Source organism: Sphingomonas flavida, assembly GCF_036663655.1.
Taxonomy (GTDB): Bacteria; Pseudomonadota; Alphaproteobacteria; order Sphingomonadales; family Sphingomonadaceae; genus Sphingomonas.
Genome location: NZ_JAXOJH010000011.1, coordinates 44424 through 71031, shown reverse-complemented (window position 1 = coordinate 71031; position 26608 = coordinate 44424). Strand labels below are relative to the sequence as shown.

20 protein-coding genes are annotated in these 26608 nt (G+C 66.5%); 10 read left to right on the top strand and 10 right to left on the bottom strand.

From position 1 onward, the window contains the following. Positions 1-34: 34 nt before the first annotated feature. From lysA to argH, 3 genes are read right to left on the bottom strand one after another with little or no spacing between them, the layout of a single operon-like run. Positions 35-1297: a diaminopimelate decarboxylase gene (lysA, locus tag U1703_RS13175; RefSeq protein WP_332786058.1), complete on the bottom strand. Its 1263-nt coding sequence runs from the start codon at positions 1295-1297 to the stop codon at positions 35-37. Continuing rightward, positions 1297-1533 carry a hypothetical protein gene (locus U1703_RS13170; RefSeq protein ID WP_042487426.1) on the bottom strand — a complete coding sequence of 79 codons (237 nt, stop codon included), beginning with the start codon at positions 1531-1533 and terminating at the stop codon, positions 1297-1299. The genes lysA and U1703_RS13170 overlap by 1 nt, the downstream gene beginning before the upstream one ends. After that, positions 1530-2897 (bottom strand): argininosuccinate lyase, encoded by a 1368-nt coding sequence (gene argH / locus U1703_RS13165; protein ID WP_332786093.1) that lies wholly within the window; start codon positions 2895-2897, stop codon positions 1530-1532. The genes U1703_RS13170 and argH overlap by 4 nt, the downstream gene beginning before the upstream one ends. A gap of 16 nt (positions 2898-2913) precedes the next feature. On the opposite strand from argH, the gene U1703_RS13160 reads away from it, so the two are divergent. After that, positions 2914-3519, top strand: coding sequence for a TlpA family protein disulfide reductase (locus tag U1703_RS13160; RefSeq protein WP_332786057.1), 606 nt, complete (start codon positions 2914-2916; stop codon positions 3517-3519). Positions 3520-3691: 172 nt separating this feature from the next. Here the strand turns inward: U1703_RS13160 and U1703_RS13155 are convergent, their stop codons facing one another. Further along, positions 3692-6688: a TonB-dependent receptor domain-containing protein gene (locus tag U1703_RS13155; protein ID WP_332786056.1), complete on the bottom strand. Its 2997-nt coding sequence runs from the start codon at positions 6686-6688 to the stop codon at positions 3692-3694. Positions 6689-6875: 187 nt separating this feature from the next. Here U1703_RS13155 and U1703_RS13150 point away from each other — a divergent pair, with 187 nt between their 5' ends. Both U1703_RS13150 and mdoH read left to right on the top strand, forming a co-directional pair. Continuing rightward, on the top strand, positions 6876-8399 hold the full coding sequence (locus tag U1703_RS13150; protein WP_332786055.1) for an OpgD/OpgG family glucan biosynthesis protein: 1524 nt from the start codon (positions 6876-6878) through the stop codon (positions 8397-8399). After that, entirely contained in the window at positions 8396-10195 is a 1800-nt protein-coding gene (gene mdoH / locus U1703_RS13145; RefSeq protein WP_332786054.1) for a glucans biosynthesis glucosyltransferase MdoH, read from the top strand. Before U1703_RS13150 ends, mdoH begins: the two co-directional genes overlap by 4 nt. Positions 10196-10301: 106 nt before the next feature. On the opposite strand, the gene U1703_RS13140 is transcribed toward mdoH, so the two are convergent. Then, complete coding sequence (locus tag U1703_RS13140; protein ID WP_332786053.1) at positions 10302-11300, bottom strand: ligase-associated DNA damage response exonuclease; 999 nt, start codon at positions 11298-11300, stop codon at positions 10302-10304. A 19-nt stretch (positions 11301-11319) separates the two neighbouring features. Here U1703_RS13140 and U1703_RS13135 point away from each other — a divergent pair, with 19 nt between their 5' ends. The 6 genes from U1703_RS13135 (at position 11320) to U1703_RS13110 (ending at position 20473) form a co-directional block, all read left to right on the top strand. Continuing rightward, complete coding sequence (locus U1703_RS13135) at positions 11320-13731, top strand: ligase-associated DNA damage response DEXH box helicase (RefSeq protein ID WP_332786052.1); 2412 nt, start codon at positions 11320-11322, stop codon at positions 13729-13731. A 65-nt stretch (positions 13732-13796) separates the two neighbouring features. Then, positions 13797-14606 carry an IS5 family transposase gene (locus tag U1703_RS13130; RefSeq protein ID WP_332786051.1) on the top strand — a complete coding sequence of 270 codons (810 nt, stop codon included), beginning with the start codon at positions 13797-13799 and terminating at the stop codon, positions 14604-14606. 128 nt (positions 14607-14734) lie between these two features. Further along, entirely contained in the window at positions 14735-16834 is a 2100-nt protein-coding gene (locus U1703_RS13125; RefSeq protein WP_320452954.1) for a RelA/SpoT family protein, read from the top strand. A 307-nt stretch (positions 16835-17141) separates the two neighbouring features. Next, on the top strand, positions 17142-18557 hold the full coding sequence (locus U1703_RS13120; RefSeq protein ID WP_332786050.1) for a M48 family metalloprotease: 1416 nt from the start codon (positions 17142-17144) through the stop codon (positions 18555-18557). A 34-nt stretch (positions 18558-18591) separates the two neighbouring features. Further along, positions 18592-19584, top strand: coding sequence for a glycosyltransferase family 2 protein (locus U1703_RS13115; RefSeq protein ID WP_332786049.1), 993 nt, complete (start codon positions 18592-18594; stop codon positions 19582-19584). Positions 19585-19777: 193 nt separating this feature from the next. Further along, positions 19778-20473 (top strand): alpha/beta hydrolase, encoded by a 696-nt coding sequence (locus U1703_RS13110; protein WP_332786048.1) that lies wholly within the window; start codon positions 19778-19780, stop codon positions 20471-20473. Between the two features lie 119 nt (positions 20474-20592). Here the strand turns inward: U1703_RS13110 and pnp are convergent, their stop codons facing one another. The 4 genes from pnp to U1703_RS13090 all read right to left on the bottom strand — a co-directional run bounded on the left by pnp (position 20593) and on the right by U1703_RS13090 (position 25098). After that, positions 20593-22941 carry a polyribonucleotide nucleotidyltransferase gene (gene pnp / locus U1703_RS13105; RefSeq protein ID WP_332786047.1) on the bottom strand — a complete coding sequence of 783 codons (2349 nt, stop codon included), beginning with the start codon at positions 22939-22941 and terminating at the stop codon, positions 20593-20595. 243 nt (positions 22942-23184) lie between these two features. Then, entirely contained in the window at positions 23185-23454 is a 270-nt protein-coding gene (gene rpsO / locus U1703_RS13100) for a 30S ribosomal protein S15 (protein WP_320452949.1), read from the bottom strand. Positions 23455-23466: 12 nt separating this feature from the next. Beyond that, positions 23467-24477: a tRNA pseudouridine(55) synthase TruB gene (truB, locus tag U1703_RS13095; protein WP_332786046.1), complete on the bottom strand. Its 1011-nt coding sequence runs from the start codon at positions 24475-24477 to the stop codon at positions 23467-23469. A 9-nt stretch (positions 24478-24486) separates the two neighbouring features. Continuing rightward, positions 24487-25098, bottom strand: coding sequence for a thymidine kinase (locus U1703_RS13090; protein ID WP_332786045.1), 612 nt, complete (start codon positions 25096-25098; stop codon positions 24487-24489). A gap of 100 nt (positions 25099-25198) precedes the next feature. Here U1703_RS13090 and U1703_RS13085 point away from each other — a divergent pair, with 100 nt between their 5' ends. Continuing rightward, a complete protein-coding gene (locus U1703_RS13085) occupies positions 25199-25729 on the top strand; it encodes a YceI family protein (RefSeq protein WP_332786044.1) in 531 nt (176 codons plus the stop codon). Between the two features lie 416 nt (positions 25730-26145). Here U1703_RS13085 and rbfA read toward each other — a convergent pair whose 3' ends face one another. Further along, positions 26146-26553 (bottom strand): 30S ribosome-binding factor RbfA, encoded by a 408-nt coding sequence (gene rbfA, locus U1703_RS13080; RefSeq protein WP_332786043.1) that lies wholly within the window; start codon positions 26551-26553, stop codon positions 26146-26148. Positions 26554-26608 lie beyond the last annotated feature (55 nt).

Sequence of the window (26608 nt, the reverse complement as noted above, 5' to 3'; positions counted from 1 at the left end):
AAGCACAGCTTGGGGAGGAATGGCGCCAGCGGCGTCACTTCTTCAACCACTCCGGCACGCGCTCGGCGGCGATGATCGTCTCGGCGGCGATGCGGTCGGCGACGACGGCGAAGCGGTCGCCCTCGACCATGACCTCGGGCACCAGCGGGCGGCTGTTATAGGTCGACGCCATGGTCGCGCCATAAGCCCCGGCGGTGCGGAACACCGCGAGGTCGCCCGACTTCACCGCATCGATCTCGCGGTTCATGGCGAAGGTGTCGCCCGTCTCGCACACCGGTCCGGCGATGTTTGCCATCATCGTCTCGCCAGTCGGCTTGACCGCGACGAATTCGTGATGGGCATCGTAGAGTGCGGGCCGCATCAGGTCGTTCATCGCCGCATCGACGATGACGTAAGGGTTGACGACGCCGGGCTTCACCCAGACGACTTCGGTCGCGAGCACCCCGGCATTGCCCGCGATCACCCGGCCCGGCTCGAACATCAGCTCGACGTCCCAGTCCCTGGTCACGCGCGCCACCATCTCGCCATAAGCGGCAGGGGCGGGCATGACGTCACCCGGCTTGTACGGCACGCCCAGGCCACCGCCCAGATCGACGCGGCTGATGCGATGCCCCGCCCCGCGCAGCTCGGCGACCAGTTCGCCGACGCGCTTGTACGCGGCCTCCAGCGGGGCAAGGTCGCCCAGCTGGCTGCCGATGTGGCAGGCGACACCCTTCAGGTCGATGCCAGGCAACCCCGCCAGCCGGTCGAACATGCCCAGCGCCTGGTCGATCGGCACGCCGAACTTGTTCTCCTTGCGGCCGGTCGAAATCTTGGCGTGGGTGCCCGCATCCACGTCCGGATTCACCCGCAGCGTGGCCGGGGCGACCAGCCCGCGCTCATGTGCCAGCTCGGCAAGGACCGCGCCCTCTTCTTCCAGCTCCAGATTGAACTGGCCAATCCCGGCCTCCAGCGCGGCGACCAGCTCGGCGCGGGTCTTGCCGACGCCCGAGAACACGATGTCCTCCGCCTTCATGCCCGCCGCCAGCGCGCGCCGCATCTCGCCGACCGAGACGACGTCCGCGCCATAGCCTTCGTCGGCCAGCACGCGCAGCACGGCGATGTTCGGGTTCGCCTTGATCGCATAGGCCAGGTGCACGCGCGGCAGGGCGCTCAGCCCCTCGCGAAACACCTGCGCATGACGGCGGAAGGTCGAGGCGGAATAGATATAGACCGGCGTGCCGACCTCCGCCGCGATCCGGGATACGGGCACGTCCTCCACATGGAGTTCGCCGTTCGAGAAGTGAAAATGGTCCATCAGCGGGGGGGCAAATCAAATTCGTCCGAACGCCGATCCTGCGACTGGGTCATCAGTTCATCGGAACGTTGCGGGCGTTGTTGGGGGGTGGCCGTCAGCAGTTGCTGCGGCGTCGGAGTCGCGGTGGCACCGCGCGGGGCCACGGGCAGGCTCTCGCCCTTGGCCGGTTGCAGCCGGTTGGCCGCACCGCAACCGGTCAGCGCCAGCGCGACCAGCAGGGCGAGCGCGGGCTTCATGCCCGCAGGCCCCGTGCGGTCGCGATGGCGGCGCGGACATTGGCGGGCGCGGTGCCGCCGAAGCTGACCCGGCTGGCGACCGAGGCATCGACCGACAGCACATCATAGATGCTGTCGTTGATCCGCGCGTCGATCGCGGTCAGATCCTCGATGGAAAGCTGATGCAGCATCACGCCCTTTTCCTCGGCCAGCTTCACCGCGCGACCCGTGATATGGTGCGCCTCGCGGAAGGGGATGCCACCGACGCGCACCAGCCAGTCGGCCAGATCGGTCGCGGTCGAGAAGCCCGCCTCCGCGACGCCACGCATCCGCTCGGTCCGGAACGTCGCGCTCTGGATCATGCCGGTCATCGCGGCGATGGACAGCGCCAGCAGGTCGTGCGCCTCGAACACCGGCGGCTTGTCGTCCTGCATGTCCTTGGAATAGGCCAGCGGCAGGCCCTTCATCGTGACCATCAGGCTGGTCATGCAGCCCATGATCCGCCCCGAATGGCCGCGCACCAGTTCGGCCGCGTCGGGATTGCGCTTCTGCGGCATGATCGAGCTGCCGGTCGACCATTGGTCGGACAGCGCCACGAAGCCGAAGGGCTGCGACGCCCAGAGAACGAACTCTTCCGCAAGCCGCGACAGGTGCAGCGAGCAGTTGGTCGCCGCCTGCAGATAGTCGATCGCGAAGTCCCGGTCGCTGACCGCGTCCAGCGAATTGCGCGTCGGCGCGTCGAAGCCGAGCGCCGCCGCCGTCATGTGACGATCGACCGGGAACCCCGTCCCCGCCAGCGCCGCCGAGCCCAGCGGGCACTGGTTCATCCGCGCGCGCGCATCGGCGAAGCGGCTGGCATCGCGCACGATCATCTCGTGATAGGCCATCAGGTGATGGCCGAGCGTCACCGGCTGCGCCGATTGCAGATGGGTGAAGCCTGGCATCACGCTGTCGGCATGTTGCTCGGCGCGGGTCAGCAACGCCTCCCGAAGCGCGCCCAGCGCCGCCAGCGTCTCGTCGATCGCATCGCGCACCCACAGGCGGAAATCGGTCGCCACCTGGTCGTTGCGCGACCGGGCGGTGTGCAGGCGTCCCGCGACCGGGCCGATCAGCTGGGCCAGCTTCGCCTCGGTCTGCATATGGATGTCTTCGAGGGTCAGGTCCTCGGCCACACCGTTGGCGGCATAATCCTGCGCGACCTGGTCCAGCCCGGCGGAAATCGTCGCGGCATCCTCGGCCGAGACGATGCCCTGTTTGCCCAGCATGGCGACATGCGCTTTCGAGCCGGCGATATCCTGTTTCCACAATCGCTTGTCGAAGGGGATGGACGCGTTTATCTCGCGCATCACCGCGGCGGGACCTTCTGCGAAGCGCCCGCCCCACATTGCATTGGAGCCGCCCATGTCGTCGCGTACCGTGATCGCCTGTCTCCTGGGGCTGATGGTCGCCGGGTGCGATAAGCAAAGCCCCGCCCCGGAGCAAGCCGGCAACACCTCCACCGGGGAAGTTTCCAGCGGCGAAGTGACCAGCGGCGAGGCCTCGGGCACCGCCACCGCAGAGGCCACCAAGCCCGCCGGAAAGGTCGACCGCACCCACAAGGGCGAGGCCGCGCCGGCGCTGGCCTTCACCACGCTGGACGGCAAACCTGCCAGCCTGGCGGATTTCCGGGGCAAGCCGGTGCTGATGAACCTGTGGGCCACCTGGTGCGGGCCGTGCGTGGCGGAGATGCCGACGCTGGCGGCGCAGGCCGAACGCTCGAAGGGCAAGATCGCGGTGATCGCCGTGGCGCAGGACGATGCCGCCAAGGTGAAGCCGTTCCTGGCGGGCAAGAAGCTGGACGCGCTGCCCATCTATCTCGACCCCAAGCTGTCGTTGAGCGTCCATTACAAGGCGAATTTGCCGACCACGATCCTATACGGGGCGGACGGCAAGGAAATCTGGCGAGTGACCGGCGGCTTCGAATGGGTCGGGGCCGAGGCGGACGGGCTGCTGGCCGAGGCGATGTGATCCGCTGATCCCCCCTGCCGCCCCGGCCCTTGCCGGGCGAGGTGCCGGGGCGGGGCAGCGTGAATCGCACCACCATAAAAAAGCCCCGCCCGGGGTGAACCGGACGGGGCAGGCTGGGGTAAAATAGTCCGGAGAAAAAGGCCGGGCGGCGCGCGACCGCCCGCGGCCCTCGTCAGAATTCCGCCGTCAGGCCGATGAACACCGACCGGCCGACCACGTCGTACATGCCGGGATAGGTGTTGCCGTTCCCGAACGCGGACAGCAGCCCCTGCGCGATGATCGGCGGGTCCTTGTCGAGCAGGTTGTTGACGCCTGCGCGGAAGGTGACGCCGTCCTGAACCTTGGCGGTCGCCGCCAGGTCGAAATAGCTGTACGCCTTGATCCGGCTGTTGAAGAGCGACGGCGTACCGGTCAGGTTCGGGTCGGTCGAATTGTTGGTCAGGTTCGTCGCGCCGATATAGCGCCAGTTGAGCGAGATCGTCCCCACCTTCGACGCGTCGGTCCAGGTGAAGCGCGACTGGTGCCGCCATTCGGGCGTCGGCTGGCCGCAAACGGGACCGAAATAGCCGACGCAGTCATAGGAACCCAGGCCCGGCACCGGCTCGTTCACCAGCTTGCGGTTCCAGGTTCCCTGGAAGTCGATCGCCAGCGATCCCACGCCACCCAGCGGCTGGGAATAGGACAGGCCGAAGTCCACGCCCGAGGTGCGCAGCGAACCCGTATTCTGCGTCGTCGAGACGATATAGCCTTGGTCGCCGAAGATGATGCCGCCGCGCGGATCGCGCTTGAACAGGTTGCAGAAGAACGGATTGCCGGTCGCGATGCACTGGCTGATCGTCTGGTTGACCGAGATCGAACCGATATAGTCGCGCACCTTGATGTCGAAATAATCGACCGAGAAGGACAGCCGCCGCAGGAAGGTCGGCGTCAGGACCAGGCCGGCGGTGAAGGTATCGGCCGTCTCCGGCTTCAGCGCCGGATTGCCGCCGAACTGCGCAGTGCAGGTTTCCGCCGGGCAGTCGGTGATGCGGCCATATTGCGCCTGGGTCACGCCGGTACGGGCGCACTGGGCGAAGGTCGCGGTCGGCGTCGCGGTGGCGCAAGGGTCCTGCGCGCTGACATTGCCGTTGAACTGCGGACCGAACAATTCCGAGACGTTGGCCGCACGGATCGCGCGGTTATAGCTGCCGCGCAGGCGGATATCGCTGCTCGGCGCCCAGGACAGCTCGGCCTTGTAGGTCGAGACGATCTTGGACAGGTTGCTATAGTCCGATCCGCGATAGCCCGCGTTCAGCGACAGGTCCTTGAAGAAGGGGCGGTTCTGGACCAGCGGCACTTCGATTTCCGCGAAGATCTCGTTCACGTCGAAGCGGCCCTGGGTTTCCTTGGTCCCCTTTTGCAGCGCCAGCGCGTCGGCCTTGAACTCCAGGCTTTCATAACGATGCTCGAAGCCGAGCACGACGCCGATGCCGTCGCTCGCGAAGGGCGACGTCACGCCGTACGTGCCCAGGTCCGCACTGATATTGCCGCTGAGCACGGTTTCCTTGTCGACGCCCCGGGTCGAGGTCGGCGCATAGATATAGCCGAACGCCGCGTCCGAAATGCCGTTGTAGCGGAAGATGTCGAGCGGAACGCACTGCGGATCGCTGCCATCGACCACCGACTTGCAGGTCGGGGTGCCGTTGACGTTGACCACCTGGATACCGCGATTGGCGCGGCTGGGGTCGATGTCGTTCTCATAGGTCTCGTTATAGAGGACCGTCGAGAACAGCGCGTTGGCGTCATAGCGGATGCCGGGTGCGATCTCGCCGCGCACGCCGCCCGAGAAGCGATAGTCGGTGTGGCGCAGGTCGTCGCGACGCGGACGGGCGTTGCCCGCCACCGGGCGATAGCCGATGTAAAGCTGCTGCGTCGCGTTGGTGCCATAGGCCGAGCCGCACAGGATATTGCCCTGCTGCGCGCTGAGGAACGGATTGTTGCAATTGACCGAGTAGGTATAGCCCTGGAACAGCGCGGACGGGGCGACCTGCGAATTGGTGTGGTCGTCCATGAACATCACGCTGCCATAGGCTTCGACCGACGGCGTGATCTCGTACCGGGCAAAGGCCCCGGCGGTGTAGCGGGTGTCGTTGCGCTGGAAATAGTTCAGCGGCGCGTAATTGTAGCGGAAGCTGGAATCATACGGCACCCAGGTGCGGTTGCCGTCCCGCGTGTTGTTGAACCGGCCGTTATCGGCGTTCGGGCCCGTGATCGGGTCGAACAGGCCATACTGGTTGTTGCTCGACCCGCCGCAGGTGAGCGTCGAATTGCCCACGCCGGCGGGATCGAACGCGCAGGACGACACATCGCGGCTGCCCTGCAGAATCGGCTTGGTATCGCGATAGCCGAAATAGGCGGTCACATTGCCGCGATTGTCGGGGAAGTTGGTGCCGAAGGCGACGTTGACGTCCAGCTTCTGCCCGTCAAGCACATTGCGGTTCGCCAGGCGGTAATTGGCCTGGCTCTGGACGCCGCGCGCGAAGCTGTTGTCGTTCTGGTGCTGCGCGAAGCCATATTGGATGTCGGTCCGGACGCCTTCAAGATCGTCGCGCAGGATGAAGTTGACCACGCCCGAAATCGCGTCCGACCCGTACACCGCGGAAGCGCCGCCGGTCACCACGTCGATCCGCTTGACCAGCGCGGAGGGGATGAAGTTCAGGTCGTTGGCCTGCACCGGCAGCATGCGCTGGCCGTTGATCAGCACCAGGTTCCGGTTGCTGCCCAGGTTGCGCAGGTTGACGCGCGCGGTGCCGTCCGACCCGTTCGAGGCATTCTCGTTCGCGTCCGGCGTCACCTGCGGCAGGCGGTTCAGCACGTTCTCGACCTGGACCGCGCCCTGATAGCGGATTTCGGTATCGTCCACGACCGTCAGCGGGCTGTTGCTGGTCAGGCTGGGGCGCTGAAGCCGGGTGCCGGTGACGACGATCGAGTCGCCCGCTGCCTCGCGGCCCGTATCGTTGGACAGCTTCGCGGCCTCGGGCGGACAGGGCTTGCCCGGCTCGGGCAGGCAGCGATCGTCGACATTCTGGTCCGTGCCCTGCGTCGCCTGCGCCAGTGCTGGCGAAACCGAAAGCAGCGCGATCGCAATCGCGCCGGCCGAACAGGCCAGCTTCTTGTAATTTCCATTCATGGAAGAGCCCCCTCTTGATTTTATACGATCATATTGCCGCCCCAATACCGTAAGTCAAATAAATTATACGACTTTCTGGAAGGCATCTGATGGCGCGTTTGCAACCGATCGCCGCATGTTGCGTTGCAACATGGCAGGGACACGCCCAGCGCGGTCCCATTCGTCCACATGGGAGATGCCGGAGCCGATGATGCAGGCCAATCGTCGAGAACTCTTCGCGGCCTTTGCCGCATTGGGCCTTGCCCCTGCCCTTTGCGCGCGCGCCGCCGCACAGGGTGCATCCACGGGTGCACCGACCGGCAGGACCGAGCCCTTTTCGTGGGAGTCGCTGCAATCACGCGCCCAGGCGCTGGCCGGGCGATCCTACCGCCCCCAGGCCAAGGTCGAGGCGGCCGCCGCGATCGACTATGATGCGGTTGGCACCATCCGCTACCGCGACGACCGGACATTGGCCGGGGGCATCCGGCTGTTCCCGCTGGGCCGCTACGCCCCCAATCCGGTCGGCATCCATATCGTCGAGAATGGCCGGGCGCGCACCGTCCCCTTCTCCGCCGACCTCTTCACCGCCGAGGCGGGTCATGCGCCGCCGCTGGGTATCGCCGGTTTCCGTGCGATGACGGCGGACGGGAAAAGCGACTGGCTGGCCTTTCAGGGCGCCTCCTATTTCCGCACGGCGGGCGCACAGGACCAGTACGGCCTTTCGGCGCGCGGCATTGCGATCGACACCGGCATCGACGGGCGCGAGGAGTTCCCCGCCTTCACCGACTTCTGGATCGAGCGGACCGGCGCGCAAGGCTATACCGTCTATGCGCTGCTCGACGGGCCCAGCGTCACCGGTGCGTACCGGATCGCCTCGACCAAGGGCGCGAACGGGGTCGAGCAGCAGGTGTCCGCCGTCCTGTTCTTCCGCCGCGACGTCGAGCGGCTGGGTATCGCGCCCGCGACCAGCATGTTCTGGTATGGCGAGGGCAATCGCGCGAGCGGCAGCGACTGGCGGCCCGAAATCCACGATTCCGACGGCCTCGCCCTGCTGACCGGCGCGGGCGAGCGATTGTGGCGGCCGCTGGTCAATCCACCGCGCCCCACGCTCGACAGTTTCGCCGATACCAATCCGCGCGGCTTCGGCCTGCTCCAGCGCGACCGGGCGTTCGACCATTATCAGGATGACGGCGCGTTCTACGATCGCCGCGCGAACCTGTGGGTCCAGCCGGAAGGGAATTGGGGCCGGGGACAGGTGATGCTATATGCCTTTCCCACCAATTCCGAGACGGTCGACAATATCGTCGCCTTCTGGAACCCCGCCGATGCGCCCAAGGCGGGGCAGAAACGGCAATTCGATTATCGGCTGAGCTGGGGTTCCACCGACCCGACGGTCGTGCCCGCCGTCGCCCATGCCGTCGACAGCTGGACCGGCGCCGCCGGACGCCCCGGTGCCGAGCCGACACCCGGTGCGCGCAAGCTGGTCGTCGATTTCGTCGGCCCCGCGCTGAGCGGGCTCGATCGGCAGAGCGGCGTCACCGCCGAAATCGCGGTCACGCGCGGCAAGCTTCTGGCCCAGGCCGCCTATCCGGTGGTGGGACAGGCCAATCGCTGGCGCGTCACCGCCGATATCGCGCCCGAGGGGCAGGGCCCGGCCGATGTCCGCCTGTTCCTGAAGCGTGGGACCGGGGCACTGACCGAGACGGTCCTCGCCCCGGTCTTCCTGCCATGACCCTGCCCCGCGCGATCATGCCGCCGCCGGCACCGCTTGCCATGCCGGTGCAGCGGTTCGACGGCCCGCCCCCGCCGCACAATGCGCCCGAACCGCGTCCGGGCGTGAACCTGTCGCCCGACGATATCCTGACCCGGCGGCTGCTGCTGATCCTGCTGACCGGGCTGCTGGCGACGGCCGCCTCGGCGTCGGTGAAGGAGGCGCTGCTCAGCGACGGGTTCAGCCTGCTCGACGGACTGTTGCTGCTGCTCTTCTTCCCGCTCTTCGCCTGGATCTCGTTCGGCTTCGTGACCGCGGCGATCGGCTTCGTCCTGCTGATCTCGCGCGCGCATCCCGGCATCACGCCCGCGCCGCGGGACGCCGCACCGCCGAGCGCGCGGACCGCCGTGCTGGTGCCGGTGCACAATGAGGATGTCGAGGCGGTGTTCGACCGGATCGCCCGCATGGCGACGATGATCGACCGGACGGGTGCCGCCGACCGTTTCGCCTTTTTCGTCCTGTCCGATTCGGGCGAGGCGGCGGAGGCCGAGGAGCGCGCCGCCTGGGCGCGCCTCGCCCCCTGGCTGAAGGTGCCGCTCTATTATCGCCGCCGGACCGAGAATGTCGGGCGCAAGCCCGGCAACGTCGCCGAATGGGTGCGCAATCATGGTGCGGCCTACGACTTCATGCTGATGCTCGACGCCGACAGCCTGATGGGCGGCGACACGATGGTCGGCATGGCGCAGATCATGGAACAGCGCCCCTCGATCGCGCTGTTGCAGACCGTGCCGATGATCATCGGCGCGACGACCTTCTTCCAACGCTGGATGCAGTTCGCCAGCCGTTTCTACGGCCCCATCTCCACCGCCGGGCTGGTGTGGTGGTCGGGGTCGGAATCCACCTTCTGGGGCCATAACGCGCTGATCCGCATCCGGGCCTTTGCCGAAAGCTGCGGGCTGCCCGACCTGCCCGGACGGCCGCCGTTCGGCGGTACGATCATGAGCCATGACATGGTCGAGGCCGCGCTGCTGCGGCGGCGCGGCTGGCGGCTGCACATGCTGATGGTCGAGGACAGTTTCGAGGAGTTTCCGCCGACCCTGATCGACCAGGCGGTGCGCGACCGGCGCTGGGCGCAGGGCAATATCCAGCATCTCAAGCTGCTGGGCGCGAGCGGCTTTCACGGGATCAGCCGGTTGCAACTGCTGATCGGTGCCTCGGCCTATCTGATGTCGCCCGCCTGGCTGATCCTGATCGCCACCTCGATCGCGCAGAGCCTGTCCGACGATGCCGCGACGGTCCATGCCGTCACCTCGACCCAGGTGCTGGTCGTGACGCTGGTGCTGCTGTTCGGTCCCAAGCTGCTCAGCATGATCTGGGCCATGGCCGATCGCGAGCGACGGGCGAGCTATGGCGGCGCGCGGGCGATCCTGGCGTCGATGGCGCTCGACGTGCCGCTGTCGATCCTGACCGCGCCGGTGATCGCGCTGACCCAGACGCTCGACCTGATCGCCATCGTGCGCGGCAAACCGTCGGGCTGGAACCCGCAGAGCCGGGTGCGCGACGGGCTGGCGGCGGCGGATGCGATGCCGCGTTATCACTGGCATCTGGGCGTGGGCGTCGCGCTGCTGGGGGTGTCGTTCCTGAACCCGATGCTGGGGGCGTGGCTGTCGCCGGTGACCCTGGGGCTGTTGCTGGCGCCGTGGCTGGCGATGCAGACGGCCAAGGTGCGGCCGGGCGAGCGGCTGGCGAGGAAGGGTGTGTTCGCGGTGCCGGGATCGGTGGTGGCGGAACCGGCGCGGCCCTTGGCCTTGGCTTGAGGGATTCCCCTGGGCTTCGACTTCGCTCAACATGAACGGCTGGGGGAATTGGCCTTTCCAAACCTCCGTTCAGCCTGAGCGAAGTCGAAGCCCACGCTACCCCCTATCAATCATCCTCGTCCTCGAACCCCACCAATGCCAGGGCGCGCGCCTTCATCTGCCGCGTCTCGCACCAGTGGACCAGCGCCTCCTCGCGCCCGTGCGTCACCCACACTTCGCGCGGGGCGATCTCGGTCAGCGTCTGGGTCAGTTCGTCCCAATCGGCATGGTCGGACAGGATCAGCGGCAGCTCGACATTCTTCTGTCGCGCGCGCTGGCGCACCCGCATCCAGCCGCTGGCCATCGCGGTGATCGGATCGGGCAGCCGCCGCGACCAGCGATCGTTGAGCGCACCCGGCGGGCACATCACGACATGCCCCGCCATCTCCGCCTTGGGTGTATCCGCGACCATGCGCAGCGCGCCCAGATCGACACCCAGTTCCTGATACAGCGCGCATAGCCGCGCCAATGCGCCGTGCAGATAGATGGGCGCGTCATGCCCGCGCACGCGCAACTCTGCGATCACCCGCTGCGCCTTGCCCAGCGCATAGGCGCCCACCAGCACGCAACGCGTGGGATTGGCGTGGAGCCGCGCGATCAGCTTGTCGATCTCGTCGCCGGTGTCGGGATGGCGGAAGACGGGCAGCGCGAAGGTCGCCTCGGTAACGAACACGTCGCATTTCACCGGCTCGAAGGCGGTACAGGTCGGGTCGGCGCGGCGCTTGTAATCCCCCGACACCACCACGCGCTCGCCGCGGTGGTCGAGCACGATCTGCGCCGATCCCAGCACATGACCCGCGGGCACGAAGCTCACCTCCACCTCGCCCAGCCGGATCGTCTCGCCATAGCCGACCGGCACCCCGTTCTGCGGGCCATAGCGCGCCGCCATGATCGCCAGCGTCTCCGGCGTCGCCCACACCGTGCCGTGCCCGCCGCGCGCATGGTCGGCATGGCCGTGCGTCACCAGCGCGCGGGGCTCCGGCTCGGACGGATCGACCCACACATCGGCGGGGGCCACGTAAATCCCATGTTTATGGGGCTGTATCCAGTCGCCGAGCTTGACCATGATACCTATATCCTTCGGGATGCCCCCCGGTTCCCTTCCCCCCGCCCTGACCGACTGGTTCGCCGCCAAGGGCTGGCGACCGCGCGCCCATCAGCTGGCGATGCTGGACGAAGCTCGCGCCGGACGCCACGCGCTGCTGGTCGCGACGACGGGCGCGGGCAAGACGCTGGCGGGGTTCCTGCCGACGCTGACCGAATTGATCGAGCAGCCGTCCGAGGGCCTCCACACCCTCTACGTCTCGCCGCTCAAGGCGCTGGCGGTCGATATCCGCCGCAACCTCGTGACGCCGATCGAGGAAATGGGCCTCGACATCCGGGTCGAGACGCGGACCGGCGACACCTCGTCCGACAAGAAGGCGCGGCAGCGGGTGAAGCCGCCGCAGATCCTGCTGACCACGCCGGAGTCGCTGTCGCTGCTGCTCAGCTACCCGGATGCGGCAGCGATGTTCGCAGGGCTGAAGACCATCGTGGTGGACGAGGTCCATGCCTTCGCCACCGGCAAGCGCGGCGACCTGCTCAGCTTGTGCATGGCGCGGTTGCAGCGCCTGTCCCCCGACCTTCGCCGCGTCGCGCTGTCGGCGACGGTGGCGGACCCAGACGGTTATCGCGCCTGGCTCGCGCCCGACGGCGATATCGACGCGGTCGGCCTCGTCACCGGCGAGCCAGGCGCGCCGCCGGACATTGCGATCCTGCTGCCCGAGGACCGGGTGCCCTGGGCGGGCCATTCGGGCCGCTATGCCGCCGCGCAGGTCATGCGGGTGATCGAGGCGAACCGGACCACCATCGTCTTTTGTAACACGCGCAGCCTCGCCGAACTCATCTTCCAGGATTTGTGGAAGGCCAATGACAAGAGCCTGCCGATCGGCGTCCATCACGGCTCGCTGTCGCTGGAAGCGCGACAAAAGGTCGAGGGCGCGATGGCCGATGGCCAGCTTCGCGCGCTGGTCGCGACCGCCAGCCTGGATCTGGGCGTCGACTGGGGCGATGTCGATTGCGTGATCCAGATGGGCGCGCCCAAGGGCTCGTCGCGCCTGCTCCAGCGGATCGGCCGCGCCAATCACCGGCTGGACGAATCGAGCCGCGCCATCCTGGTCCCCGGCAACCGCTTCGAATATCTCGAAGCCCGCGCCGCGCTCGACGCGGTGGAGGCGGGCGAGCTCGACCCCGACCTGTTCCGGCAGGGCGCGCTCGATGTGCTGGCGCAGCATGTCATGGCCTGTGCATGCGCCGCGCCGTTCGAGCAGGGCGCGCTGCTGGACGAAATCCGCTCGGCCATGCCCTATTCGGCGTTGGACGACGAGACGTTCGACCGGGTGCTGAACTTCATCGCCGATGGCGGTTATTCCTTGCGCGCCTATGACAAGTTCAAGCGGTTGGTGCAGCAGCCGGACGGCCTGTGGCGCGTCACCCATCCGCAATACATCGCGCAGCATCGGCTGAACGCCGGGATCATCGTCGAGGCGACGATGCTGAAGGTGCGTTTCCGCAATGGCCGCCAGTTGGGCCGTGTCGAGGAGGGATTCGCCGCGACGCTGGCGCCCGGCGACACCTTCTTCTTCGCCGGGCTGAGCCTGGAGGTGGAGTCGATCGACGGCGAGGACCTGATCGTGCGCGCCACCTCCCGCCCAGCCCGCATCCCGACCTATGGCGGCAGCCGAATGCCGCTATCGACCAGCCTCGCCAACCGGGTCCGCGGCTTCCTGGCCGACCGGCGCGAATGGGATCGCTTTCCGGCCGATGTGCATGACTGGCTGGAGATGCAGGACCGCCGCTCGGTCCTGCCCCGCCCCGGCCAGTTGCTGGTCGAAACCTTCCCGCGCGAGGGGCGGCATTACATGGTCGCCTATAGCTTTGAGGGGTGGAACGCGCACCAGTCGCTGGGGATGCTGATCACCAGGCGGATGGAGGCGCAGGGGCTGAAGCCGCTGGGTTTCGTCGCCAGCGACTATGCGCTGGCGTGCTACGGGCTGGAGAAGGTGACCGACCCGGCCAGCCTGTTCTCGCCCGATATCCTCGAAAACGAGTTCGTCGACTGGGTGCAGCAATCGCACCTGCTCAAGCGCGCCTTTCGCGAGGTCGCGGTGATCGGCGGGCTGGTCGAGCGCCAGCATCCCGGCAAGCGCAAAACCGGGCGGCAGGTGACGTTTTCGACCGACCTGATCTACGATGTGCTCCGCAAATACGAGCCCGGCCACTTGCTGCTCCAGGCGGCGTGGGACGATGCGCGCGCGCGGATGACCGATGTGGGGCGACTGGCGAACCTGCTCGACCGGGCGGGCGGCACGATGCTGCACGTCGATCTGGAACGGGTGAGCCCATTGGCCGTACCGGTGCTGGTGCTGATCGGGCGCGAGAAGGTGGCGACGGGAAGTGCGGACGACGACCTGCTGATCGAGGCGGAGGCGCTGGCGGCGGAAGCGATGGGGGAGTGATTCCCCAACTTCACCTCTATAGGCTGTTATGGACTTGAGAGGTTTGCTGATTCATCCAAGGTGGGATGAGCATTTGCCGCAAGCCGTATCCATCTGACGTCAGCGACGAGGAATGGTCGCTGGTCGCACCGTACCTGTTGCTGCAACGTGAGGATGCCGGGCAGCGGGAGCATGACCTGCGGGAGGTGTTCAACGGCCTTCGCTACATTGTTAAGACGGGCGCGCCATGGCGGTGGATGCCGAACGATCTGCCGCCCTGGGCAGCAGTGTACCAGCAGACACAGCGCTGGCTGGCGGCGGGCTGCTTCGAGGCGCTGGTGGACGACTTGCGCGCGGTGCTGCGGCTGTCAGCGGGGCACAAGGCCGAGCCGACCGCTGCGATCATCGACAGCCGGACGCTTCGATCGACGCCCGAAAGTGGCGAGCGGGCCGGCTATGACGGGGCCAAGCGCAAGAAGGGCTCGAAGATCCACATGGCCGTCGATACGCTGGGCCATCTGCTGGCCCTCCATGTCACGCCAGCCAGCGCTGAGGATCGCGGCGAGGTGGAGCGGCTCGCCCGCACCGTACAGGCGGTCACCGGCGACACGGTCGAGCTGGCCTGGGTGGACCAGGGCTATACCGGCGGGCGGGCCGCCGATGCAGCAGACAAGCATGGCATCACGCTCGAAGTCGTCAAACTGCCGCAGGCCAAGCGCGGCTTTGTTCTCCTGCCGCGCCGCTGGGTCGTCGAGCGGTCATTCGCCTGGGCAACCCGCTTCCGCCGTCTCGTCAAGGACTATGAACGCTATGCTCAAACACTCGCCGGACTTCACGTCGTCGCTTTCGCCTGCATCATGATGAAGCAGGCTGCCGCGATCGCCGCAGGTTCATAACAGCCTCTAGCCGCTCCCCTCCCGGAGGCGGGAGGGGCTTCACAAGAGAAGCGCTTAAGAAGACCTCGATCACCCTGATCGCATCAAAAATGTTGCATTGCCCAACCACCCCACGCAAACCTGAATCCGTGCTCCGCCAGTATGAACTCGTCGACCGCGTGCTCGACTACGACCCCCAGGCCGATGAGGCACTGCTCAACCGCGCTTACGTCTTCTCGATGAAGGCGCATGGCAGCCAGAAGCGTGCCTCGGGCGATCCTTATTTCAGCCATCCGATCGAAGTGGCGGGGATTCTCACCGACCTGCATCTGGATGACGAGACGATCGCCACCGCGATCCTGCACGACACGATCGAGGACACGGTCGCCACCTATGACGAGATCGAACGGCTGTTCGGTCCCAATGTCGCGCGGCTGGTCGACGGCGTCACCAAGCTGTCCAAGATCGAGGCGCAGACCGAGAGCGAGCGCGCCGCCGAGAATCTGCGCAAGTTCCTGCTCGCCATGTCGGACGATATCCGCGTCCTGCTGGTGAAGCTGGCCGACCGGTTGCACAATATGCGCACGCTCCATCACATCGCGAAGCCGGAGAAACGCCGCCGCATCGCGAAGGAGACGATGGACATATACGCCCCGCTCGCCGAGCGGATCGGCATGTACGAGTTCATGAAGGAGATGCAGATGCTCTCCTTCCAACAGCTCGAACCCGAGGCGTATGAGTCGATCACCCTTCGCCTCGCGCAAATGAAGGAAGGCGGCGGCGACCGGATTTCCAAGATCGCCTCGGGCCTGAAACTGCTGATGTCGCGCGGCGGGGTGGAGGCGGAGGTGACGGGGCGCGAAAAGTCCGCCTTCTCGATCTTCCGCAAGATGAACGAGCGACACATCAGCTTCGAGCAGCTGTCCGACGTGATGGCGTTCCGCGCGATCGTGCCGACCGAGGAGGATTGCTACCGCGCGCTGGGCCTGATCCATCGCCGCTGGCCGATGGTGCCGGGGCGGTTCAAGGACTATATCTCGACGCCCAAGCGCAACGGCTACCGCTCGCTGCACACCAGCGTCATCCACGCCGACAATGCGCGCATCGAGATTCAGATTCGCACCCCCGAGATGCATGCCGAGGCCGATTTCGGCCTGGCCGCGCACTGGACCTACAAGCAGGCGACGCGCCACGACGCGCAGGTCAGCTGGATTCGCGACCTCGTCGAAATCCTCGACACCTCGGACAGCCCCGAAGAGCTGATCGAGCATACGAAGATGGCGATGTACCAGGATCGCATCTTCGCCTTCACCCCCAAGGGCGAGCTGATCCAGTTGCCCAAGGGCGCGACGCCGATCGACTTCGCCTATGCCGTCCACACCGATCTGGGCGACCAGGCGGTGGGCGCGAAGCTGAACGGGCGCGTCGTGCCACTGTCGACCGTCATCGCCAATGGCGACCAGGTGCAGATATTGCGCTCGGCGGGGCAGACGCCGCAGGCCAACTGGCTCAATCTGGCGATCACCGGCAAGGCGCTGGCCGCGATCCGCCGCCACCTGCGCCATGCCGAGCGCACCGAACAGGTCAGCCTGGGCAGCAAGCTCTATGAGGATATCGTCCGACGGCTTCCGGCGCAGATCGGGCCGGACGCGCTGACCCATGCGCTGCAACGGCTGAAGATGCCCGACGAGGCGCATCTGATGATCGCCATCGCCAGGCGCACCGTGTCCGACGCGGCGGTGATGGAGGCGCTGATGCCCGGTTCGGCGGGTGCGGACGTCGCCGCCCTTGCGCCGCAGTCGAGCGCGATCTCGATCAAGGGGCTGACGCCCGGCGTCGCCTATGACCTGGCGCAATGCTGTCACCCGGTGCCGGGCGACCGCATCGTCGGGCTTCGCCGCCCGGATGCGGGGATCGAGGTGCACGCGATCCAGTGTCCGGTGCTCGCAGAACTGGCCGACCGCACCGACGAGGAAACCGACTGGGTCGATGTGTCCTGGGGCGACGAGACCGAGGGCGCGACCGCGCGAATCTCGGTGATGGTCAAGAACGAGCCCGGCGCGCTGGGCATCCTGGCGACGATCATCGGCCAGCACAGGGCCAACATCATCAACGTCCGGCTGGATACGCGCGACACCCGCTTCCACACCAACCTGATCGATGTCGAGGTGCATGACCTGCAACACCTGATGCGCCTGATCGCGGCACTGCGCGCGGCCGATGTGGTGAGCCTGGTCGAGCGGGTTTAGGTTCGCGCAGAGGCGCAGAGGACGCAGAGAGGGGGTGCGCGGAGCACTCATACTATCTTGACGACCGGCTGATTGTGGAAGGTCGAAGACACGACCGGACAAAACACCTCTGCGCCCTCCGCGCCTCCGCGCGAACCCATTCTTCTTCGTTCCCCGGCGTTGGCCTTGAAGGAACTGGACCCCAGCCTTCGCCGGGGAACGAAATGGGCATCGAAATTCTAACGTAGGAATGACGTCGCCGTAACAAAAAGCTGGAACCCCCAAGCGCGGCGCGCTTTGAAAAGCGCAAACAGGGAGTTCGTCACCGATGCGTTTCGCTACCGCCGCCGCCATGCTGGCACTCGTCGCCACCCCCGTCGCGGCGCAGACTACGCGCTCTATCTCCGCCTCGGACAAGGCGCAGGGTGCGCAGGCCAATCCCCAGCTCGTCCAGCAATATGGCGGTCGCTATACCGGCCCGCAGGCCGCCTTTGTCGAGCGCGTGGGCAAGCGCGTGGCGGTGCAATCCGGCCTGTCCAACGCACAGGGCGACTTTACCGTCACCACGCTGAACTCGCCCGTCGAGAACGCCTTCGCGATTCCGGGCGGCTATGTCTATGTCACCCGCCAGTTGCTGGCGCTGATGAACTCGGAGGCCGAACTCGCATCGGTCCTCGGCCATGAAGTCGGCCATGTCGCCGCGCGTCACTCGCAGAGCCGCAACACCCGCTCGACCATCGGGTCGATCCTGGCGGCGGGCGCGGGCCTGTTGACCGGCAGCAACGTCGCCACCCAGCTGGTCGGCACCGGTGCGCAACTCTACACGCTGAAATATGGCCGCGATCAGGAATATCAGGCCGATGGCCTGGGCATCCGCTACATGACGGCGGCCGGCTATGATCCCTATGCCTCGGCCGACATGCTCGCATCGCTGGCCGCGTCGAGCAATCTGGCCGCGCGTACTGCGGGCAGGGACGCCAACGCCACGCCCACCTGGGCCTCGACCCACCCCAACAGCGCCGACCGCGTCCGCCGCGCCGCCGATCTGGCCAAGGCGACCGGCCGTCCGGAAACCACACCCCCGCAGGACACCGCCTTTCTCCGCATGCTCGACGGCATGGCTTACGGCGACGATCCGAAGGAAGGCGTGGTCGACGGCCAGACCTTCCGCCATCCCGGCCTCAAGCTGAAATTCACCGCCCCCACCGGCTATGCCATCGCCAATGGCAGCGATGCGGTGACGATCGCCGGACAGGGCGGGCAGGCCGAGATGCGCCTGGCGCAAGGCAGCGACCTGGGCCAGGCCATTACACAGCGTTTCGGTCAGCTCGGCACCGGCACGCCGACCGGCCAGCTTCAGAACGGTACGGCGAACGGCATTCCCTATGCCTATGTCACCACCCGCGCCGCCGCCAACAACCGCGCGGTCGATGCGACCGTCGTCGCCTATCGCTTCCCCTCGGCGACCTATACCTTCACGCTGGTCACGCCAGCGGGGTCGGGCATCGGCCCGTTCCAGCCGCTGCTCGCCTCGGTCGCGCCGCTTTCCACCGCGGAGGCCAACGCCATTCGCGGCAAGAAGATCAGCATCGTCACCGTCAAGGCGGGCGACACGATCGACAGCCTGTCGGCGCGCATGGCCTTTCCCGATTACAAGCGCGAGCGGTTCGTGACGCTGAACGGCCTCGACCCGGAACAGGCGCTGACACCGGGCCGTCTGGTGAAGTTGGTCGTGAATGGGTGACGGACGGCTTCGACGCCGCTAAACCGGCGGCGTCATGAAGCGCCCAGCCCTGTCCGTCGTCGTCCCCTGCTATAACGAAGCCGCCTGCCTGGACGTGCTGCACGCACGTATCTCGGGCGCGGCGCGCACGGCGGTGGGCGAGGATTACGAGATCGTCCTGATCAACGACGGCTCGAAGGACGACAGCTGGCCGGTGATGCAGCGTCTGGCCGCCGCCGACCCGCATCTGGTCGCGATCAACCTGTCGCGCAACCATGGCCACCAGTTGGCGCTGACAGCGGGCCTCGACCTGTGCGCGGGCGAGCAGATCCTGATCATCGACGCCGATCTTCAGGACCCGCCCGAGCTGTTGACCGACATGCGCGCGACCATGGCGGCGCAGGAGGCCGACGTGGTCTATGCCGTGCGCCGCAAGCGTGCCGGGGAGACGCTGTTCAAGAAGGCGACGGCGGCGGTCTTCTACCGGATGCTCGACCGGCTGACCGACACGCCGATCCCGCTCGACACCGGCGATTTCCGCCTGATGAGCCGCCGCGCGCTCAATGCGTTGCAGTCGCTGCCCGAACAGGCGCGCTTCATTCGCGGCATGGTCGCCTGGGTCGGCTTTCGCCAGGTGCCCTTCCCCTATGACCGCGCCGAGCGTCATGCCGGCGAAACCCATTATCCGCTGGGCAAGATGATCGCGCTCGCCTTCGACGCCGTAACCGGGTTTTCGACCGCGCCGCTGCGCTGGGCCAGCCATATCGGGCTGGCGCTGACGGCCGCGTCGCTGTTGCTGCTGGTCTATATCGCGATCGGCTGGCTGACCGGTTCGGCGGTGCAGGGCTGGACCTCGACCATGCTCGTCACCGTCATCCTGGGCGCGGTGCAGATGTTCGTGCTGGGCATGATCGGCGAATATCTGGGGCGGCTGTACATCGAGTCGAAGCGGCGGCCGTTGTACCTGGTCGCGGACGTGGCGGGGCCGGTCCAGGGCCATGCCCGGCTGGGCTATAGCGCGCATGAGGGGGCCAAGGACCGGGCCTGACCTCCGATCAGCGATGCCCTCAGCCTGGGTTAAGCCGCACCGCACATAGTCCGCCGTGTGAACAGCAAGGGGCAGAGCGATGCCGAAGCGTTGGGCGATCCATTTGATTCTGGCGGGATGGGCCGCTTTCCCCCTTGCCCTATCTGCACAGAGCCATGTTCCGATCGCATCCATAACGACCCGCGTCATCGACATGCCCCGCCCCAACGGTGCGGATCAGCGAATCCTGCTATCGATGCCCGCCCATGCGCGCGGGATGATCGTGATGCTGCCGGGCGGCGCGGGCGATATCGGGATCGAGCACGACAAGACGCTTCGCCACGGCGACAATTTCGTCGTGCGGACACGCGGGCTCTGGAATGCCAGGGGCTATGGGGTGCTGATCCCCGATGCGCTGGGCAGCGACAATATGCGCGGACGACGCAGTTCGCCTGGCTATGCGCGCGTCATTACCGATCTGGTCGCGCTGGCGCATCGTCAGGGGACAGGACCGGTCTTCCTGCTCGGCACCAGCCAAGGATCGATCGCGGCCATGAACGCCGCCGCCCATGCCGCACCGGGAAGTGTGGCCGGCGTCGTGCTGACCGAGTCGGTATCGGTGATGGGCGGCAGTCACGAGACGGTGTTCGATGCTGACCCCTCGGGCGTGCGCGTGCCCGCACTGGTGGTCGCGAACAGCGATGACGCATGCAAGGTCGCGCCGCCCGCCAATGCCGCCCGAATCGCTGGCGCGATGAAACAGAGCCCGGCGGCGCAGGTGATCGTCGTGTCGGGCGGGGTTACCCGGTCTGACAATCCCTGCGGCTCACTGACGCCGCATGGCTATTACGGGATCGAGGACAAGGTCGTCGGTGCGATCGTACGCTGGATGGACGCGCAGCCTGGGTGAGGGTGAAGCGTGGCCCTCGATTTCACTCAGCCTGAGCGAAGTCGAAGGCCAAGCGCCCCCCCCAACGAAAAAGGGCCCGGGGTTTCCCCCGAGCCCTTTTCCTACCCGAAGGCAGAGGATCAGTCGCGATCGCCGGTCAGGAAGGCCGGAGCGGCGAATTCGGGCGAACCGCCCTGCTCGCCACCTTCGCGACGGGGACGGTCGCCACGGTCGCGACGCGGACCACTGCGGCCTTCGCCACCACGCTCGCCGCCACGATCACCACCACGGTCTCCGGCGTCACGGCGCGGGCCGCGACCGCCTTCACGGTCGCCGCGCGGGCCACGATCGCCGCGCTGCTCACGCGGTTCGCGCGCCGGACGATTGTCCTCCAGCTCGGCACCGGTTTCCTGGTCGACGACACGCATCGACAGGCGAACCTTGCCGCGCGGATCGATCTCGAGGACCTTGACCTTGACTTCCTGGCCTTCGGTCAGGACGTCCGAGACCTTCTCGACGCGCTCGTTCTTGATCTCCGAGACGTGGACCAGACCGTCCTTGCCGCCCATGAAGTTCACGAACGCACCGAAATCGACCAGGTTGACGACCTTGCCGTTGTAGATCTTGCCGACCTCGGCCTCTTCGACGATGCCCTTGATCCAGTTCATCGCGGCTTCGATCTGCGCACCGTCCGACGAGCTGATCTTGATCACGCCCTCATCGTCGATGTCGACCTTGGCGCCGGTGGTGGCGACGATCTCGCGGATCACCTTACCGCCGGTGCCGATCACGTCGCGGATCTTCGACTTGTCGATCGTCATCGTCTCGATGCGCGGCGCGTGCGCCGACAGCTCGGTCCGGGTCGACGACAGCGCCTTGTTCATCTCGCCCAGGATGTGCGCGCGGCCTTCCTTGGCCTGCGCCAGTGCGACCTTCATGATCTCCTCGGTGATACCGGCGATCTTGATGTCCATCTGGAGCGAGGTGATGCCCTCGGAGGTGCCGGCGACCTTGAAGTCCATGTCGCCCAGGTGATCTTCGTCACCCAGGATGTCGGACAGGACGGCGAAGTCCTTGCCTTCCAGGATCAGGCCCATGGCGATGCCCGACACCGGACGCTTCAGCGGAACGCCCGCATCCATCAGCGCCAGCGAGCCGCCGCAGACGGTGGCCATCGACGACGAGCCGTTCGACTCGGTGATGTCGCTGGTCACGCGGATGGTGTAGGGGAATTCCTCCTTGGTCGGCAGCACCGGGTGCAGCGCACGCCATGCCAGCTTGCCATGGCCGATCTCGCGACGACCCGGCGCGCCGAAGCGGCCCACTTCACCGACCGAATAGGGCGGGAAGTTATAGTGCAGCATGAAGTGCTGGTACGACAGGCCGTTCAGGCCGTCGATCATCTGCTCCGCATCGCGGGTGCCCAGCGTCGTGGTCGCGATCGTCTGGGTCTCGCCACGCGTGAACAGCGCCGAGCCGTGCGAACGCGGCAGGAAGTGGACTTCGGCCTCGATCGGGCGGATCTGCGTGGTCGAGCGACCGTCGATGCGGCGGCCGTCCTTCAGGATCGCGGTGCGGACGATCTCGGCTTCCAGCTTCTTGACCAGCTTGGCGGCGACCAGCTGCTCCTGCGGGCTACGCTCGGCCATGGCGGTCTTCGCCTTGGCGCGCGCCTCGCCCAGCGCGGTCTGGCGCTGCTGCTTGTCGGTCAGCTTGTAGGCCGCGGTGATGTCCTTGCCGATCAGCTTCTTCAGCTCGGCCTTGACCGCCTTCTGGTCGTCGCCGACCTTCAGCTCCCACGGGTCCTTGGCGGCCTGCTCGGCCAGGTCGATGATCGCGTCGATGATCTGCTGCGACGCCTTGTGCGCATGCATGACGGCGCCCAGCATCACCTCTTCGGACAGCTCCTTGGCTTCCGACTCGACCATCATCACCGCGTCGTGCGTGGCGGCGACGACCAGGTCCAGCTCACCGGCCAGCGCCTCGGCGTCGGTCGGGTTCAGGACATATTCGCCATCGACATAACCGACGCGCGCCGCGCCGATCGGGCCCATGAACGGCACGCCCGAGATGGTGAGCGCGGCCGACGCGGCGACCAGCGCCAGGATGTCGGGCTCGTTCTCGCCGTCATAGGAGAGCACCTGGCAGATGCAGTTGATCTCGTTGTAGAAACCTTCGGGGAACAGCGGGCGGATCGGACGATCGATCAGGCGGCTGATCAGCGTCTCACGCTCTGTCGCGCCACGCTCGCGCTTGAAGAAACCGCCGGGGATACGGCCAGCCGACGAGAACTTCTCCTGATAGTGAACGGTCAGCGGGAAGAAGTCCTGCCCTTCCTTCACGTTCTTCGCGGCCGTCACGGCGCACAGCACCACCGTCTCGCCCAGCGTCGCGATCACCGCGCCGTCGGCCTGACGGGCCACCTTGCCGGTTTCGAGGGTCAGCGTCTTGCCGCCCCACTCGATGGCCACTTTCTTGGTATCGAACATCAAATTTCCTTCACTCCGACGGGCCTATCCCGCCGGGGCCTATGGGTTGAGCCAAAATTGGCTCTGGAGGTCGACCGAATTGCCGATCCCCCGATCCTACCCGACCCTATCGTCGGGTTTCATGACATAAAGGCTTTGGGATGCGCATCTGCGCCGTCCGGTCGGCCGGGTGCTCTATACACCAGCCGATGAAAAAAGGGCACCCCGTGAGGGATGCCCTTTTTCGTCAGCGTCGTCCGCGTGTTACTTACGCAGGCCGAGCTTGGCGATCAGCGCCAGATAGCGGTCGCCATCCTTGTGACGCAGATAGTCGAGCAGCGAGCGACGCTTGTTGACCAGCATCAGCAGACCGCGACGCGAATGGTTGTCCTTCGCATGGGTCTTGAAGTGCTCGGTCAGGTTCTGAATACGCTGGGTCAGGATCGCGACCTGGACTTCGGGCGAACCCGTGTCACCCTCGGCGCGGGCATGATCCTTGATGATTTCCTGGCGGCGTTCAGCGGTTACCGACATCGTGGTCCTTTCTTAATCGAGGTTGAAACCACGAACGACCCGGACATTTGCGTCCAGCGCCTCCACCAGCGCCACCGGATTCTCACCCAGCATCGCGAAATATTGGCCATCGTCCACGGCAATCCCAACCAGCACACGCCCCTGACGGAGCGCCCCTGCCTGGTCGGGGTCGAGAGCAAGAGCCGGGATGTCGTCCAGCCCCGCCCTCAGTGGCAGGAGTATCTGTTTAAGGGTGCTCGCCTGCCCCATCTCGTTCAATTTGTCCAGCGATATTGCCGGGGCCAAGGTAAACGGCCCCGCCTTGGTGCGGCGTAGCATGGTGACATGGCCCACGGAGCCGAGCGCCAGCGCGATGTCGCGGGCGAGGCTGCGGATATACGTGCCCTTCGAGACATGCGCGGTGAGGGTGATCTCCGACAGATCCTCCCCGGCACGGGGCGCCGGACCGCCAGCCGCAGGCTGGGGGTGGAGGGAGGCCTCCGCGGGGGACTCGCCCAGTGGCGCCCCCCCTCCACCATTCGCTGACGCGAACGGTCCCCCTCCCCGTTCCGGGGAGGAATGAAGCGAGTGAATCGTCACGGCGCGACTTGCCAGCACCACCTCTTCCCCCGCGCGCGCCAGGTCATAGGCGCGCTCGCCATCCACCTTCAGCGCCGAATAGGCGGGCGGCACCTGGTCGATCGGCCCGGTGAAGCGCGGCAACACCGCCTCCAGCGCGGTGCGAGTCGGGCGCACGTCGCTGGTCGCCACCACCTCGCCCTCGGCATCGAGCGTCGAGGTCTGCTCGCCGAAACGGATGGTGAAGTCATACACCTTGTCGCTGTCGAGCATCCGCCCGGCCAGCTTCGTCGCCTCGCCCACCGCGATCGGCAGCACGCCGGTCGCCAGCGGGTCGAGCGTGCCGCCATGCCCGACCTTGATGCCCTTGCCATAGCCGCCCTGGCGCAGCACGCGCTTGACCGCGCTTACCCCCTGGGTCGAGCCGAGCCCCAGGGGCTTGTCGAGAATGATCCATCCATGCATCGAACGGCGTTAGTCGGGGTTACGTCCCGCCTCAAGCACCGCCTCCCCCGCCAGCGCCTTGCCGAAATGGCGGCGGCACAGCGCGACATAGCGGTCGTTGCCACCAATCTCGGTCTGCGCCCCCTCGGCGATCGCGCGGCCCTGGCCATCGACCCGCAGGTTCATCGTCGCCTTGGCCCCGCAGAGGCAGACCGACTTGATCTCGTTGAGCGCATCGGCCAGCGCCAGCAGCCGCGCCGAACCGGGGAAAAGCTGGCCCTTGAAGTCGGTGCGCAGGCCGTAGCACAATACCGGAATTCGGTGGACATCGGCGAGTCGCGCGAGTTGGTCGACCTGTTCGGGGGTCAGGAACTGCGCCTCGTCGACCAGGATACAGGCGAGCGGCGTGAGCCCATGCTGGTCCAGCGCACACGCCTCAAGATCGGTCGACGCGTGGAACGGCGTCGCGGGCTGTGACAAACCGATGCGCGAGGCGATGGTGCCATAGGCGAAGCGGTCGTCGATCGCGGCGGTGAACAACATCGTGTTCATGCCCCGCTCGCGATAGTTGAAATCGGCCTGCAACAACATGGTCGACTTCCCGGCATTCATGCTGGCGTAGTAGAAATAAAGCTTGGCCATGGCGCGCCCTTATCCGAAGGAAGCGGCGTTTTCGAGCATGGGACGACCGAACATGGAAATGGGAATGCGCATCGCCGTCGCGGCGGCGATGTCGATGGCCATGGCGGCGCCCGCCAGGGCCATCACCTATCATGTCGATCCGGCCCATGCGCGGGTGCGGGCCAAGGTCGGCTTTTTCGGGCTGGGCAGCAAGACCGCGCTGTTTCCGAAGGTAGAGGGGCGGGTGGCGCTGTCCGACCGGGATGCGCAAGGCCTGACGCTGGACGTGTCGATCGATGCCCAGGCGCTGGAGGCCGGGGATCCGCTCACCCGCTCGCGCCTGCGCGGGGCCGATTTCTTCGACGTCGATCGCTATCGCCATGTGATCTTCCACGCAGCGTCGATGACGCGGACCGGTCCGCATAGCGCGCAGGTGGCGGGCACGATCTCCGCACGCGGGGTGACGCGGCCTGCAACGCTGGCGGTCGATTTCTCGCGGGACTTTGCCGCGATGACCGGCCGCGAGCCGGTGCACATCGCGGCTTCGACGCGGATCGACCGGCGGGATTTCGGGATGACGGCGTATCCGCTGATCGTCGGGCGACAGGTGACGATCGCGATCGACGCGGATCTGATGCCGGGGCGGGAGTAACGCTGCTCCCTTCCCTTGCTCCGTTTAGCCTGAGCGAAGTCGAAACCGTTCCTGAGCACCTGCCTTGGCAGGCAGTCGAAGCGGCCACGGGTAAACGGCTTGATCTTGGTTCGCGCAGAGGCGCGGAGGGCGCAGAGGGAGATTTGTCCACTTCCTCAAATACCGGACCACCCCGGCGAAGGCCGGGATCCAGCTACCGTACCGTGTCGAAAGCGCATTGCATGGGCTTCCCCCGCATCGGAGGACCATGTCATTGGCGTTACAGGAACTGGGCCCCGGCCTTCGCCGGGGCACGATCATTGGTGAGGATGTATGATGCGCATCATGAGGGCCACCGCTCTCTGCGCCCTCTGCGCCTCTGCGCGAACCGAATCCCTTGGCCTTCGACTTCGCTCAGGCTGAACGGCGGCGGAGATTCAGCCCTCCGACCCCTCACCCTCGGTCAGATCCTGAGCGACCTTGGGCGTCCGCAGCAACGAGTCGATATGGCTGCCCTCGTCGAAGCTCTCGTCGGCCAGGAACTTCAGCTTGGCGGCGTACTTCATCTTCACCCGGTGAGCGACCTCACGCTGCAGATACGCGGTGTTGGTGCGCAGCGCCTTGATGACCACCTCTTCGTCCTTGCCCAGCAGCGGCTTCACGAAGACCGTCGCGTGGCGCAGGTCGGGGGACATGCGCACCTCGGTCACGCTGACCAGATGCTTGGCCAGCGTCTCGTCATGCACGTCGCCGCGGGCCAGGATTTCAGACAGGATGTGGCGGACCTGCTCGCCGACGCGCAGCAGGCGGACCGAGGGTTCGGCGGGGTTGTTGGGTTGGACCATGGCTCAGTTTCTTCTCAAACGAAAATCGCGGCCGCCGGGCAAGGCGACCGCGATC